The sequence below is a fragment of the Gardnerella greenwoodii 00703Dmash genome (assembly GCF_000263635.1).
In the GTDB taxonomy this organism is placed as follows: domain Bacteria; phylum Actinomycetota; class Actinomycetes; order Actinomycetales; family Bifidobacteriaceae; genus Bifidobacterium; species Bifidobacterium greenwoodii.
The window spans coordinates 222,109-237,977 of sequence record NZ_ADEV01000009.1; the positions used below are offsets into that span (position 1 = coordinate 222,109).

Sequence of the window (15,869 nt, forward strand, 5' to 3'; positions counted from 1 at the left end):
ATTTAATTTTAAGAATCTAACATTGGTTTAAGGAATTTACCAGTCCAACTTGCCTCACATAGCGAAACAGTTTCCGGACTTCCTTCCGCAACAACTCTTCCGCCAGAATCTCCACCTTCAGGCCCCAAATCAATAATCCAATCAGCAGACTTTACAACATCGAGATTATGCTCAATAACAATAACGCTATTGCCTTTATCTACCAGAGATTGCAAAACATTCAGCAACTTTCTAACATCCTCAAAATGTAAGCCAGTAGTCGGCTCGTCGAGAATATACACTGTTTTACCAGTTGATCTTCGCTGCAATTCTGTAGCAAGTTTTACGCGCTGAGACTCTCCGCCAGAAAGAGTTGGCGCACTTTGACCTAAACGAATATAACCTAATCCAACTTGAACCAAAGTATCCAAGTAGCGAGCAATAGACGGGTATGCTTTGAAAAATACTGCAGCTTCTGAAATTGGCATGTCAAGAACGTCAGAAACTGACTTTCCGTTATAAGTAACTTCCAAAGTTTCACGATTGTAGCGTTTTCCGTGACAAACTTCGCATTCTACATACACATCCGGCAGGAAGTTCATCTCAATTTTTAAGGTACCATCACCATGGCAGGCTTCACAACGGCCACCTTTAACATTGAATGAGAATCTTCCAGGACCGTAGCCTCTAACTTTTGCTTCAGGAGTTTGAGCAAAAAGTGTGCGAATTTTATCCCACACGCCAGTGTACGTTGCAGGATTAGAACGTGGGGTTCGACCAATAGGATTTTGATCAACATGAACTACTTTATCGCAATATTCCAATCCTTCCACACGCTTGTGTTTTCCAGGAACTATGCGAGCGCCGTTTAGTTTGTTTGCAAGAACAGGGTACAAAATTGAGTTAATTAGTGTTGATTTTCCAGATCCAGATACTCCCGTAATGCAAGTAAATACTCCCAAAGGTATGTTAACGTCTATATTTTTAAGATTATGCTCCTGAGCTCCAATAACATGTAGCATTCGATCTGGGTTAATTAAGCGACGATTTTTTGGCACTTCAATTATTCGCCTTCTTGAAATATAGTCGCCTGTAATCGAACGTTTTGCTTTCACAATATTTGCTGCAGGACCGGAGTACACTACTTCCCCACCGTGTTCTCCTGCTTCTGGACCAATGTCAACTAGCCAATCTGCTTCGCGAATTGTTTCTTCATCATGTTCTACAACAATAAGAGTGTTTCCTAGGTTTCTTAAATGATGCAATGTTGCAATCAGTCGTTCGTTATCCCTCTGATGAAGTCCAATAGATGGTTCGTCAAGCACGTACATAACTCCAACTAATCCTGAGCCTATTTGTGTAGCTAGGCGAATTCGTTGTGCTTCGCCACCAGATAATGTTTTTGCAGCTCTTGAAAGAGTTAAGTAGTTTAATCCTACGTCGTTTAAGAAGCCAAGTCGTGCGCGGATTTCTTTTAATACTTCTCCTGCAATAAGTGCTTTAGATCCTTCTAAATGCAGCTCATTAACCCACTCTAGACTGCGTTCAACTGGCATATCGCATACTTCAGATATTGAAGTATTTGCAACTGTAACTGCAAGAACCTCTGGACGTAAGCGTTTTCCATGGCATTTTTGGCATGGAACTTCGCGCATGTACGACTCGTAGTATTGGCGCATTTGATCCGAATCAGTTTCGTCATGCTTTCGCATAAGCGTTCTAACTACACCTTCAAAGCCTGTGGAATATTCGCGCTGCCTACCCCACCTGTTTTTGTACGAGACTTTTACGCTAAAATCATGTCCGTACATGATTGCATGCTGTACGTCTTCTGGAAGATTTTTCCAAGGCGTATTCATACTAAAGCCCATGTCTTTAGAAAGACCTGAAAGTACGTGCTGATAGTACATTCCTGCAGCTTTATTCATTGCCCAAGGTTCAATAGCTCCTTGAGAAAGAGATTTGTCTGAATCTGGTATAACAAGCTCAGGGTCAATTTCAAGCTTGTAGCCAATTCCGGAACATTCTGCGCATGCTCCGTATGGTGCATTAAACGAAAATGTTCTAGGTTCAATTTCTTCAAGATCTAGCTTGTGATTATTAGGGCAAGACCTGTGCTCGGAAAATGATTGGCGCCTGTTTGGAGAGTTTTCTGGATCGTCAACAAAATCAGCAACCATAACGCCTTTAGAAAGTTTTAATGCTGTTTCGATTGAGTCTGTTAAACGAACGCGAATACCTTCTTTTATGACTATTCGATCAATTACTACTTCAATATTGTGTTTCTTTTGTTTTTCAAGAGTAATATCTTCAGAAAGTTCATGCATTTGACCGTCAATAATTGCTCGCGCGTAACCGTCCGAACGCAACAATTCAAGCGTATCTTTAAACTCTCCTTTTCTACCTCTAACAACAGGAGATAAAATTTGCAGACGCGTACGCTCTGGCTTAGAAAGCAAAGCGTCTGTCATTTGTTGAGGAGTTTGTGCACTTACCAACTCACCACACTCAGGGCAGTGAGGAACTCCAACTCTAGCAAACAGCAGTCGTAAATAATCGTATATTTCAGTAATTGTTCCAACTGTAGAACGAGGGTTTCTATTAGTAGTTTTTTGGTCAATAGAAACCGCCGGACTTAACCCTTCAATAAAATCAACATCTGGCTTATCCATACGCCCCAAAAATTGGCGAGCGTAAGCACTAAGCGACTCAACATAACGTCGTTGACCTTCTGCAAAAAGCGTGTCAAAAGCTAAAGAGGATTTACCAGATCCAGAAAGACCAGTAAAAACAACCATTCGATTTCGAGGAATAGACAAGCTCACGTTTTTAAGATTGTGCTCACGTGCTCCTTGAATAGTGATTTTCCATTCGGAAGGCACTTTAGACAAATCCGATATTATTTTTCCGTCATGCGAAGAAAACCTAGTGTTATCTAGTAATTCTTGCAAAGCATCAGACTGCTTACTTACTTGCTGATTCAAACACATACCTCCACTTTTAACCCCATTAACACTCCCCAACTGTTAACAAACCACTATACTATAAAATTACATTTAGAACAAGTGTTCGAAAAACTAAAGTATTTTGCTAACTTATAATCACATATTCGTTACTAGCACACGGTACAATAGTGAGTTTGGCAATACTTTACTTATTACACATAAAATAAAGCCTAATTTTTGGGGAACGGATTATAAACTATGCCTATTGACGCACAAGCATTAACCATTCAAATTGGTGCGCGCACGCTGTTAAACCCTACCGATTTTCACGTTACAAAGGGAGACAAAATCGGTTTAGTCGGTAGAAACGGCGCAGGCAAAACAACTCTTACTCGAGTAATTACTGGAGATATGCTTCCAGCAGGAGGATCCGTTAGAGTAAGCGGAGGCCTAGGATATTTGCCTCAGGATACTCACGCAGCAGACCCTGAGCAAAGCGTAATTGATCGCATTATGAGTGCTCGAGATATTTCTTCTATTGTGTCTAGGATTCGCAAAGCAGAAAAAGAAATGACCGATCCAGACCCGGACGTAATGACTAAAGCTATGAACCGCTACGACAAAGCTATGCAAGATTTTGAAAAAGCAGGCGGTTACGCAGTACAGTCTGAAGCAATTTCAATGGCAACAAGCTTGGGACTACCTCAAGAAGTTATGCAGCAGACTCTTGGCACTCTTTCCGGCGGACAGCGCAGACGCATCGAACTAGCGAGAATTCTGTTTTCTGACGCCGACACTCTTATTCTCGATGAGCCTACGAACCATTTGGACGCCGACTCAATTATTTGGTTGCGTAATTATTTGAAACGTTTCGAAGGCGGCTTCCTTGTTATTTCCCACTCAACGGAACTACTTGACGAAGTAGTAAACAAAGTTTGGCATTTGGATGCTCAACTCGCCCAAATAGACATGTATTCAATGGGCTGGAAAGCATACTTGCATCAGCGAGTAGTAGACGAAGAACGCCGCCGCCGCGAGCGCGAAGTCGCCGAAAAGAAGGCAGAACGCCTTATGAAGCAAGGTATTCGTCTGCACGCAAAAGCCACAAAAGCAGTAGCAGCTCAAAACATGATGCGCAGAGCAGAACGTTTACTTAGCGAAACCAGCGAAGCTCAAAAACAGGAAAAAGTTGCAGACATTCGCTTCCCAGAACCATCACCATGCGGTCGCACACCAATTATGGCAAAAGATATTTCTAAAGCATACGGTTCTAACATTGTTTTCGCTGGAATTAATCTTGCAATAGACAAAGGTTCTAGGGTTGTTATTTTGGGTTACAACGGTGCTGGAAAAACCACAACTTTGCGCATTCTAGCAGGAGAAGAAACGGCAGACACTGGAGAAGTTCAGTACGGTCACGGCTGCAAAATCGGCTATTTTGCCCAGGAACACGACACTTTGGATTTAGATGCTACGGTTCTTGAAAACCTTCAGCATGTTGCACCAAACCTGGATGACACACAAGCACGTTCTATGCTTGGCAGCTTCCTATTTTCTGGTGACGACGCAATGAAGCCTGCTAAAGTGCTTTCCGGCGGCGAAAAAACGCGTCTTGCTCTCGCAACACTTGTTACTTCGCAAGCTAACGTACTGCTTCTCGATGAGCCTACTAACAACTTGGATCCTGCGTCTCGTGACGAGATTTTAAAAGCTATATCTAAGTATGAAGGCGCAATTGTGCTAGTCACACACGACGAGGGTGCTGTTGAAGCTTTGCGCCCTGAGCGTGTTCTTCTTATGCCTGACGGCGACGAAGATTTGTGGAACGACGAATATCTTGACTTGGTTGCTGAAGAATAGTTAGAAAAATGCTCGAAACTTTGAAATAGAATGGTTATGTGGTGATTACAACGTCCATGCTTAAAAACTTGCCGCAAGATTCTAGCAATACTATTTCGCATACTAGCAGGCAAACTCACAGTCGCATTATGCGCTGCACATGGCGTTTTTTACACATTCCACTTCTTGTTTTACTTATAATTACACTATTTGAATGTTCTATTGGAAATATTCCATTTTGGAGCAGTGTTACAGGAAGTACGGATAGCGCATCTGTTCACAATTCTTTAGGAAGCGGCGTTAAACGTCTTAAATCAGGCGGTCTTCTTATAACAGACCCTTCCGAAGCATACTTAGAGGTTATTTCAGATGGAAGCTCGCCTTATATTCGTCTTCAACCTTCTCGCGTTAAAAACAAGCTTCATAAAAAGCAGCAAATTATAGACGATATTCACACGCGCGTTGAAGCTAATAAATATTTAAGCAAACCACAAAGCACAAATCCTCGAGCGCTTAACGCTTCCCTACTTAGCATTCCTGAAGAAGTAGTTGATCAGCCGTGCGTAGTTAGAGTGTGGCTTCAGCATCCTGCTGGAGCAATACTTGATATTGAGGATGCTAGAGCTAATGTTAGAGCGCCTTTTAGCTGGTCTTGGGGACGCGTAAGCATACTAATTGTTTTTGCAATACTTATAGCTTTATGGAATCCTTGGTCTAAGCTTTGGAAAATTAAACTCAACACAAGTAGCATTTCTCAACGATTCTACTTATTCGCATCATGGATGCCTTTTATAATCATTGCGCTTGCAACAATTATTTGGAATTTGCGCAATGCTACACCAATGCATTTTGATTCGCCTGGAAATTACGCTTACGATTTCGACCAGTATGCTCATACTGCTGACGCTCTTGCAAAAGGGCAGGTTCATCTTAATCTTCCTGTTCCTCACGAATTAACCACCTTGCCAAACCCGTATGATCCTATGGCTAGGAATAATCTTCTTAATCATTCAGTTCCTCACATGTACTGGGATTACGCATACTATAAGGGGCACTGGTACTCGTATTTTGGTGTTCTTCCAGCTGTACTACTGTTTTTGCCTTACCGTCTTATTACAAGCATTTGGATTCCAGGCGGAGCAATGCTTCCAACTACTGTTGCAACATTTGTGTTTCTTATTGCTTTTCTTATTTCAGGATCTTTACTGGTTATTCGCATAATTGAGCATACTGTAAAAAACGCTTCTTTAGGAACCGTATCAATTTCTTTAGCACTGTTCTTTATTAGCGCAAACACGGTTTACTTGTGGTTTAGAACATCTTTCTATTCCGTTCCAATGGCAGCTTCACTATTTTTCACATCTTTAGGATTATGGTTTTATTTCGGCGCATTTGCTAAGAGTAAAACTAATTCTTTTAGAAATATTGCTTTGGGATCGTTCTTTATAGCGCTTAATTTAGGTTGCAGACCTACTTTTGTAATAGCAGTCTTATTTGCAATTCCTGTGCTATACCCTATTTTGAAAAAATCGTTTAAAGATTTTAGTAAAGATTGGAAAAAATCTGAATATTGGAGAATTCCTTTGCTCTATGCTACAGCTTGGATTCTTCCAGCAGTAATTACTGCAATTCCGTTTGGATTGTATAATTTTCTGCGCTTTGGATCGCCTTTGAACTTTGGTAACGAGTATCAAATCACTATTACAGATATGACAACTATGCGTTTGCCATCGCAAAATATTCTGCCGTCTATTTTTAGCTATATTGCTCTACCTTTGCGTTTAATTCCAACTTTTCCTTGGATTGGCATTCAGCCTGTTGCTTTTGACAGATGGCAGTATGCTGAGCCTATGATTGGCGGAATGTTCGTGCTTTCTCCTCTCGCATTAGTTGCGTCTTTTGCTGCTTTAGTTATGAGAAAACGATGCTTGCACAAGACTTCGTGGAATATTGCTATAACTTCTTTAATAATTGGCGTATTTCTTATTGTTTTCGACAGTCTAAAAGCTGGAATTGGTTGGAGATATATTGCAGATTTTGCGTGGGCTTTTGCGATTGCTGCAGTAGTTGGCGTAACTTTACTTTTAGAGCATGCGGCCTCTGTTCAAAAAGATGATTGTTGGCAGAAAAAAACTATTTCATACAGCATACGTTTTGTTGTAATAGCACTACTTTTTGCTTCGATTATTATTGCAGCACTCAGCTGGTTTGTTACAGGTCGTGAAGATAGCACTCTTCGTTTTAACCCAGACTTATGGTATTTGGTTCGCTCCTGGCTTACGTTATTTTAATAAAAGTTTTTAGTAAAATTATTCTTCACAAAGAAGAGTATCAACGGTTTTTAAAAGTGATTTCAAACCTTCAATAAACTGAGTTTCTTCCGGAAGTAAAGAAAGAGCAAGATACCCATTTACAGGCATGTCAAAATAGTATCCTGGCTGCGAAACCAAGCGATAATCTTGCATTAAGCGCAACGCTAACACATCGTCATCAATGCACGATGGTACGCGCAATAAAATATTCCAACCGCCTTCTGCACGCAAAGCACTAACACAACAATTAGGCCAGGATGCTAAAGTTTCACGAAGAGTTTTAAGATTTTTACTAACGCGGTTACGAACCTTTTGAGTCTGCGAAGAAGCATACTCTAACAACTCAGGTATGCGCTCAGAAACCGTTGTTCCAATCGGCAAAAAGTCGTCTGCAATAACATCAAGCCTTTTTTGAGCCTCGTAAACATCATCTTTAGGGCCTGAAACTTCAATCCACCCAACTTTTGCGTGAGGAGCTGCAAGCATTTTAGAAAAACCATCGAGCGCAAACACGAGCGTAGACGATTCTCCAGCAAGCCTAGCGTTTGTTTCAAAAGGCTCAAGATAATAATCGTAAAAAACTTCGTCAGCAATAATCGCAACGTCATTATCATGACATAATTGCAATAATTCTTTACGCTCTTCACTCTTTACGTAAGAGCCGGTAGGATTATTCGGGTTAATAAGCACAAGTGCTTTAATTCGCAAAGACTTATTTTCAATTAACTCTCTTACGCGAGGCAAATCAATAGTCCACGAACCGTCGTAATGCAAAGGATACGGTATTGCGTTCACGCATTGCAAGCGCGCAATCGACTCAATAAGCGGGTAACCTGGAGTAGGGCCAATAACAGCATCTCCCGCATCGCAAAGAAGCATCATAAGCCACGCGTAAGCTTGAGACGTTGAAGAAAGTACGTAAAGCTGATCCGGATTAAGCTTTGAAGGAATAGAAGTATTAGTGCGATTATCACGCTTGTTAATAAAGTCTGCAATAAGTTCCCTAGCTTCTTTAGGGCCTCTTGCATCCGCAGTATAGCGTCCAGATAAACAGCTTGGGGCAAGATTATGAGCAGTAGGATTAGAATCGTTTAATTTAGTAAGCTTTATGCCTTTAGACACAGCTTTTCTCTGCGCTAAAATAATAGGATTTGGCTCGCTTACATCTACTCTGGAAGAAAATCGCACGTAACAACCCTAACACTTGGCATAAAAAAGCTGGGCAACAGATTAAACCTGCACCCAGCTTAAAACAACAACAAATAAATTACTACTATTTATTAATATTTAGTCCTGTTGTTGAGTCTTCTGCATTGCGTAATAAGCTGCACCAATAATTCCAGCCTCATTATGCAAAGTTGCAACCACAATAGGAGTCTTAATATCAATATGTGGAAGGAATTTTTCGCTTACGCGGCTAACTCCACCACCAACAACAAACAAATCTGGGTTGAAGTATTTTTCCATCAAACCATAGTACTTAGTTAGGCGCTTAGCCCACTTCTTATAGCCCATATCAAGCTTTTCACGAACGGAAGAAGCAGCATACTTTTCAGCATCTCCCTTACCTTTTTCAAGCTGAATATGACCAAGCTCAGTGTTTGGAATAAGCACACCGTTGTAAATCAAAGCTGTACCAATACCAGTTCCAAGCGTTGTAGCAATAACTAAGCCATCCTTTTCTTTTGCTGCGCCAAAACGCTGTTCAGCTAAACCAGCAGCGTCAGCATCGTTAACAACTGTTACTGGACGACCGCAAGCCTCACTAAAGACTTCAGTAACGTCAACACCAATCCAAGACTGGTCAAGATTAGCCATAAAATCAAGCTTCTTGCCCGGCTTAATTGGGGCAGGGAAAGCGATTCCAACAGGAACGTCTGCAGGAACTTCAAAATGCTCAAGCTGCTGACGGACAATATCCGCAACCGCCTGAGGCGTAGAAACTGCAGGAGTGAGAATCTTATAACGAGGCTCTGCAAACTCGCCCTTTTCCAAATTTACTGGAGCAGCTTTAATTCCAGAACCACCAATATCGACGCCAAATGCTTGTGCAGTGTCAATCATCTCACTAACACTCCCCTCTGAATGTGTGCTGATAACAGGATATTCACAAGTATTGTATCGTATATTTATTGCGACACGCTTGCTGATTGTTAACTTCTATTTCACTTTTACTTCAAAGAAGGCATAGGTTTCCACGTTCCGTCATGCAAAATCTTCCTAGAAGCAAGCCAACCGGTAAATAATTTCCAAATACCGGAAAGAATATGCTCACGGTCAACAGCCAACAGACGAATAATCTCTTTAGCAGCAGTTAAAGCAGTTCCAAACGCAAACATAAACGGATGGAAATCACCATGAACCATAAAGTAGCGAGCCATAAACCCACGATTTCGCATAATGTGGTAACGGTTCATGTCAGAAGTTGAGTTTAGTTGACGAACTCCAGCAATATCCCAGTTAGGAATATCGCGAGTGCGACGAAGAATAATATCCGGAACAACAATAGGATTCGTAACCTTACTCGCAAGATACCCGTAAGTAGTATCGTCCCAGTAAATAAAGTAGCGAGAATCCGGGAAGCCGATTTTTTCAACAATATCGCGACGAATTAAACCGCCCTCAAAACACATTGTGTTCATCACACGATAACCCGCATTACCAAAAGCTGAAGGCGCAATAGGATTCGGTATGCCAAGAGGAACCAAAAAATCATACTGCCAGTAGAAATTACCGCCGTCGTAATCTAAACGACTTCCTTGAATAACAGCGTGGCGCTTAGTCCAAGGAGCAAGACGCTCAATAGACTCCGGCACTGTTTCAACGTCATCATCCATAACCCAGAACCACTTAGCACCAAGCTCATAAGCCTTCTTAACACCAGCGCTAAAACCGCCAGCGCCACCAAGATTCTCATCCTGCGGAGCGTAAACAACGTGAGAACAATTGCCCTCATTGTCCTTTTCTGCCTTACCCCAACGATTAGTTAAATCAGCTTCAAGACCAGAAACCATTTCGCGAGTTTTATCGCTGCACTCATTATCAACAACAACAATTCGCCAAGGGCACTCGTTCAAACATTCAAAAGAATGGAACAAATTATCCAAAAGTTCCTGACGCTTATAAGTAACCACAACAACAGCAAGCTTATCAATGCTCTTATATGCGCTATTAGCTTTACCGTTAACAATTTTCTTTGTTCCCATATTGCTCATACTTGTATTCTCGCACCTACCCTCGCCACACGATTTAAACAATGTTCCTAGCATAAGATACAAAAGAATAGTAGTTTCAGGGAAGGTGAAAATCCTTACTGGCGGTAACAAAATACGTATTTTAAGCGTTTTTGAAGCCCGCGAGCGGCGTAAAAGCTGCTGATTCGGTTAAATTCCGAAGCCAACGGTTACAGTCCGGATGAAAGAAACGGAGGCCCATCATGGGCATTTCTAATACCATCAATCATAACAATCATCAAACTAACTCTTCAAACACAAGCTGGTCTAGTGAAAAAATAGCAAAATATGCGCTATTTGTAGCACTTTCAATGGCAGTAAGTTTCATAGAATTTCCACTTATTCCAGACTTATCGTATTTAAAATATGATCCTTCAGGAATAGTATGCCTAGTTGCAGGATTCGCATACGGTCCTGCAGCTGCAGCAATCGTAAGCATACTCGGCTTTGCACCACACTTATTTACCAATCCACTCGGCACAGTTATGGCAGTGCTAGTTTCTTTAGGAGCTAGTGTTACAGCGGCAATCGTATACAAGAAAATGCATACCAGAAAAGGTGCAATCATTGCACTTTTGGTAGGCTCTGTTGTTGCAATTACGCTCGCAATAGCAGGAAATCTTGTTATTACACCGCTTTACGCTCACATGACTGTTTCGCAGGTTGTAGCTCTTATTATTCCGGCACTGCTACCGTTTAATATTATTAAACTTGCGCTTCACGTTGTAGTAACAATGCTTGTTTACAAGCCAATTTCTAAACTACTTCACCACAGCAAGTAAATCTTCTAAACGGCATAAACTATGCAAAATATCAGCACAAGCAGTAGCATGAATGAATCTCAAAATTGCGCAGTTGAAAACAATACTCTAGTAGTGTTGAAAAATATTTGCTTCAGCTACGATGATGGAAAAACTTGGACGCTTGATAGACTAAATCTTACAATTCGCTCCGGCGAGCGCGTAGCGATTGTTGGCAAAAACGGTTCTGGCAAATCAACTTTGGCAAAAATTATTGCAGGACTAGCCGCTCCAGATAGCGGTTATGTTGAATTGTGCGGCGAAAAAGTTTTTGAAAATACTACTGCTTATGCTGATGCTTACAGAAACGCGCGAAAGTTTATTGGCGCTCTTTTCCAGAGTCCAGAAGATCAGATTGTTACTACTGTTACTGAAGATGATGTTGCTTTTGGACTGGAAAATTTAAACGTAGAACAGCCTAAAATGCGAAAACTCGTTAACAATGCTTTAGAAGCTGTTCACATGCAAAATCATAGACTTTCTAACCCGAGTCTTATGAGCGGCGGGCAAATGCAAAAAGTTGCTTTAGCAGGATCTATTGCAATGCAGTCAAAGCTACTTGTGCTAGACGAGCCTACTTCTATGCTTGACTCTAAATCTCGCAAAAACGTTGACGAGTTATTCGACGATTTGCACAAAAGCGGCACAAGTATTGTGCAAATTACGCACCGAATTGACGAATGCCAGCGTGCAGATCGCATACTTCTGCTAGAAAATGGTGTGCTTCACGAAATTTGTTTAGAAAAACTTGAATCATATTTAAACAATTCTAAATCTAGTCTTTCAAAAAGATTGCAGGAAAATATTAATAATTACACGAAGCGAAACGAAAATATAAACGATAGCACGCATGCAAATAAAGCAATTTCAATATCACACTTAACCGTTAAATACGATAATAAATCTACAGCTGCAATTAACGACTATTCACTTGACGTAAATGAAGGTGAAATAGTTGCAATAATGGGCGAAAACGGCTGCGGAAAATCCACTCTAGCTAAAGCTTTGTGCGGACTGTTAAAAGCAGAATCTGGCTCTATAATCGTAGAAAAAATACCTGTTAGTGGAAAAACTTCTAAAGCGGATCGTCAAAACTTGCGCAAAACTATTGGCTACGTTATGCAGCTTCCAGAGCAGCAGCTTTTTGCTAATACTGTGCACGAAGATGTTGCTTACGGTCCTAAAAATTTTGGTCTAAAAGGAGACGCTCTTAAAGAACGTGTAGACGAAACGTTGAGACTGCTTAATCTTGAAGATTTGGCTGAAAAATCACCTTTTTCTCTTTCTGGCGGCCAACAGCGTCTTGTGGCAATAGCAGGAGTTCTTGCTTTTAAACCGCGAGTGCTTGTGCTTGATGAGCCAACAGCAGGATTAGATTTTGAAGCAGCATCGCGTTTATTACAAATTCTTTGCGAACTTAATAATCAAGGCGTAACAATTGTTGTTATTACGCATAATATTCATGAGGTAAAAGCTTTAGGCGCAAGATTAGTAACATTAAAAACAAAAAATAGTGAAAGTTTAGAAGATAAAAAGAAGTCATCACAAGAAAAAATTAAGCAAGAAACGGTTACGCAAGAAAAAACTTCGCAAGAGAAATCAACCTCACTACTTAGCTCTTTTGATCCTAGAATAACGCTTCTATCCTGCTTTATGCTCATGCTAAGCGCTTTTAGCATTACTCATTACACGCAGTTAGCTGTTCTTGCTTTTGCCACACTGTGTCTAATCATTGCCGCAAAAATACCATTCATAAAACTAATTTCTTCACTACACATGCTTATTGCAGTATTTACTTTTTCGGGATTACTAAATATTCTTGCCGTTCGCACAGGAAAAATACTTTGTAAACTTGGGCCAATTATTGTAACGAACGACGGCATTCATTGCGCAATACTATTTGCCACACGATTCTCGCTTGTAATTATTATTGGCGCAATATTAGTTATTACAATAAGCCCAACAGTGCTAACCGAAGCTTGCACGTCTTTGCTTTCACCACTTAAAACTATTGGAATACCAACGCAGGAAATATCGCTTATTATGAGCCTAGCATTGCGATTTTTGCCAACGCTTTCTAACGAGGCAGTAGAAGTTGCGCACGCTCAAACCGCTAGAGGCGGAAGCATACGAGACGGCTCAATTTGCAAACGAATCCACGCAATTTCTTCGCTTATTGTTCCTGCTTTTGCAGGCGTTATTCGCCACTCAGAAACACTTTCTTTAGCGCTTGACACACGCTGCTACACGCCAAGCGCAACAAGGTCACACCTGCACACGCTGAAAGTGCGCGCAAAAGATGTGCTGTTATTGGCTATTACGGTTTGTGCTATAAGCGCTATTATTGCTATGAGTTTATAAATGTTATGCAGAACAAAATTATGCATAGCAAAATACGTATGTTGCCATTTTGGTGTGAAATAATTCGCAAGATACTGTATAATCCGTTAAGCACTTATGTAACTTATGCAATACTTTTGTTTAGTTAAACTTGATTAAACTTGCATGCGAAAGGACGCCTTATGGCATTGACTAAAAAGCAGACTAAGCAGCTTCGCGCACTTGCTAATACGCTAAGCCCACTTTTGTACGTTGGTAAAAACGACATTACTGATGCGGCCGTAAAGCAAGCAGACGAAACCATGCAGTACCACGAACTCATGAAGTGCGCTGTGCAAGATGGTTCCGGATTAAGCGCTAAAGAAGCAGCTGAAACTCTTGCTCAAAAGCTTGGTGCCGAAGTTGTGCAAGTAATCGGAAATCGTTTTGTGCTGTTCCGCGTCTCTACACTAGACAGCGTTGAACACATTATGCTTGTGCGTGAATAAAACTTTCTCTTAATATTTTTATATTTTTGCGATAGTTCGTAAATAAAAAATGCTCCATGATTGAAAAACTGCTGAGGCGGTTCAACATTCATGGAGCTTAATTTTATAGTAGCTTGCTATTTGTCAATGATTTGTACGCCACTAACTGTTGACTGACCTGCTGGAAGATCTAGCCAATTTGATCCATCACCCCCATATTGAGCAGCAATAGTAATTTTTTTGTTATTATATTTTTCAAACCTATTGCTTTCATTTGATTTAGAAATCTTCATAGTAACCAAGATATTATTAAGAGAGTTGAACGTTTGTCTTACTCCACAATCCGTACCATTACAGTATCCTCCAACAGACATCTTTCTATCTAATACTAATACCGTATAAATATTATCTTTATTTTCTTCTAGAACATTGTCTTTCTTACCAGTATTATTTGGTGTAGTTCCAGGAAAATCATATGCTTCATCAACATTTAATATTTTTACAGTTCCAGTAAATACTTGATAACCTTTCTCGCGCCAAAGTTGAACAAGCTTATTATGCTTACGCTGAGCTTGAGTCAAGTTTTTAGCATTAATCATCATATTAATATCAGTAAAATCATCAACTGACACAAAAGTTGGATGTAATAATTTACTTATCTCACCAGTGCCAGGAACTGGATCGTATGTATTATCTTTATCTAATGGGTGATAAACAATTGACCGAGTATTGGTAAAGTTGCCTTCATTTAGCTTATAGATTGTTTTACTCCATGGAAAAACATCAGGAGAATTTTTTTCAATAGCGCGCAGAATTACAATTCCTTTATGGTGCGGATCAAAATATATTGTTCCTGAATTCTCATTTTCATCATGCGCATTATCTATAATTTCTGGATATTTAACTAACTTGCCATTCTTAAATGAAAATACTTTAATGTGCTTAGTAGTATTACTATTAAATTCATCTGCAGAAATAATAACCATTTCTGGGATAGTATCGTTATCAATATCCCACAAGTCATAATAGTATTTTGAATCTTGTGGGATATTATTTGAAACATACGATGAATTTTCAAGCACATTCTTGTACTCTTTGCCTGCTTGAGAAAGAATATCGTCAGTATTGCGAGTATGCGGTTTCGTAATGGCGCTTATGGTATTGCTCGCAACATGATTCAGCGAAAAACCGCTGTTTTGCACAGTGTCTACAGTGAAGCGAACATACACAACCCATGCTGTAAGCATGCAAATAAGCACAACTGTTGATACGCAATAATACAGAAAAGCATTATTCTTCTTCATCGCAAACATCTCTACTTTCGACAAGCTGCACAACAACTAATAGTTTTTATGCAACGCAGGTTATATAAGTTTTATACGTGCTATACGTAAATTTAGTCACCGTAATTGGAAGAAACATCTTTCATTAAACCTGCCATAAGCGAGTTGTTGTCAATGTGAGAAAGATTACTAGCATCTCCAACAATCATCACATCGCCAGCAGTAGTTGGGAAAATTATTACAGAACATGGGTCACCAACAATAAAAATATGATTGTCATCACTCATATCGAATGGACTACCATTTTTGTAAAGCATGTTCTCTAATTTTTTACGATTTTTTTCAGCGGACGGAAACTCATTGAGTACGCATGATGCATCTTTTTCAAAAGCGTCGCCTGTTCCAACTTTTACGATTGCTTTAGCCCCACCAAGAGCATAGCTATGCTTTATTGGCAGATTACACTTTTCGCTAATAGCGTTAAGATCTGGCTTTATATTAAGAGCATTTCGCACGCCGCTAAAAGATCCATTGTGCTGAACGCAATAGAATAAACCGGCTAGTATTGCAATTACAACAAATCCCCAAAAGTAACTTTTAGCTTTGCTCATAATAAACCTCCATCTTAAGCGTGATACAAAATAAGCATCGCTGACTTAGTTTTCGAATCA

General features: G+C 40.2%; 11 protein-coding genes and 1 riboswitch. Of the genes, 5 read left to right on the top strand and 6 right to left on the bottom strand.

Annotated elements, in window-relative coordinates; all coding sequences use genetic code 11:
• Positions 1-8: 8 nt before the first annotated feature.
• Positions 9-2,969 carry an excinuclease ABC subunit UvrA gene (gene uvrA, locus NG78_RS01375; protein WP_004135057.1) on the bottom strand — a complete coding sequence of 987 codons (2,961 nt, stop codon included), beginning with the start codon at positions 2,967-2,969 and terminating at the stop codon, positions 9-11.
• 213 nt (positions 2,970-3,182) lie between these two features.
• On the opposite strand from uvrA, the gene NG78_RS01370 reads away from it, so the two are divergent.
• Together NG78_RS01370 and NG78_RS01365 are read left to right on the top strand one after the other, a co-directional pair.
• Positions 3,183-4,784 carry an ABC-F family ATP-binding cassette domain-containing protein gene (locus tag NG78_RS01370; protein ID WP_004135059.1) on the top strand — a complete coding sequence of 534 codons (1,602 nt, stop codon included), beginning with the start codon at positions 3,183-3,185 and terminating at the stop codon, positions 4,782-4,784.
• Positions 4,785-4,840: 56 nt separating this feature from the next.
• On the top strand, positions 4,841-7,054 hold the full coding sequence (locus NG78_RS01365; RefSeq protein ID WP_004135061.1) for a hypothetical protein: 2,214 nt from the start codon (positions 4,841-4,843) through the stop codon (positions 7,052-7,054).
• An 18-nt stretch (positions 7,055-7,072) separates the two neighbouring features.
• Here NG78_RS01365 and NG78_RS01360 read toward each other — a convergent pair whose 3' ends face one another.
• From NG78_RS01360 to NG78_RS01350, 3 genes are all read right to left on the bottom strand, one after another.
• Positions 7,073-8,263, bottom strand: a complete 1,191-nt coding sequence (locus NG78_RS01360) for a pyridoxal phosphate-dependent aminotransferase (protein WP_004135070.1) — start codon at positions 8,261-8,263, stop codon at positions 7,073-7,075.
• A gap of 99 nt (positions 8,264-8,362) precedes the next feature.
• Positions 8,363-9,139, bottom strand: coding sequence for a polyphosphate--glucose phosphotransferase (ppgK, locus tag NG78_RS01355; RefSeq protein ID WP_004135072.1), 777 nt, complete (start codon positions 9,137-9,139; stop codon positions 8,363-8,365).
• Positions 9,140-9,246: 107 nt separating this feature from the next.
• On the bottom strand, positions 9,247-10,290 hold the full coding sequence (locus NG78_RS01350) for a glycosyltransferase (RefSeq protein WP_004135075.1): 1,044 nt from the start codon (positions 10,288-10,290) through the stop codon (positions 9,247-9,249).
• Between the two features lie 68 nt (positions 10,291-10,358).
• A riboswitch (FMN riboswitch) is annotated at positions 10,359-10,505 on the top strand.
• A 6-nt stretch (positions 10,506-10,511) separates the two neighbouring features.
• Between NG78_RS01350 and NG78_RS0105890 the strand changes: the two genes are divergently transcribed.
• From NG78_RS0105890 to NG78_RS01340, 3 genes are all read left to right on the top strand, one after another.
• Positions 10,512-11,090, top strand: coding sequence for an ECF transporter S component (locus NG78_RS0105890; RefSeq protein WP_019261031.1), 579 nt, complete (start codon positions 10,512-10,514; stop codon positions 11,088-11,090).
• 48 nt (positions 11,091-11,138) lie between these two features.
• Positions 11,139-13,469, top strand: a complete 2,331-nt coding sequence (locus tag NG78_RS01345) for an energy-coupling factor transporter ATPase (RefSeq protein WP_004135080.1) — start codon at positions 11,139-11,141, stop codon at positions 13,467-13,469.
• A 161-nt stretch (positions 13,470-13,630) separates the two neighbouring features.
• Entirely contained in the window at positions 13,631-13,936 is a 306-nt protein-coding gene (locus tag NG78_RS01340; protein ID WP_004135082.1) for a YhbY family RNA-binding protein, read from the top strand.
• 116 nt (positions 13,937-14,052) lie between these two features.
• On the opposite strand, the gene NG78_RS01335 is transcribed toward NG78_RS01340, so the two are convergent.
• Complete coding sequence (locus tag NG78_RS01335) at positions 14,053-15,219, bottom strand: hypothetical protein (protein WP_004135084.1); 1,167 nt, start codon at positions 15,217-15,219, stop codon at positions 14,053-14,055.
• 92 nt (positions 15,220-15,311) lie between these two features.
• Positions 15,312-15,809: a hypothetical protein gene (locus NG78_RS01330; protein WP_004135086.1), complete on the bottom strand. Its 498-nt coding sequence runs from the start codon at positions 15,807-15,809 to the stop codon at positions 15,312-15,314.
• Between the last annotated feature and the right edge of the window lie 60 nt (positions 15,810-15,869).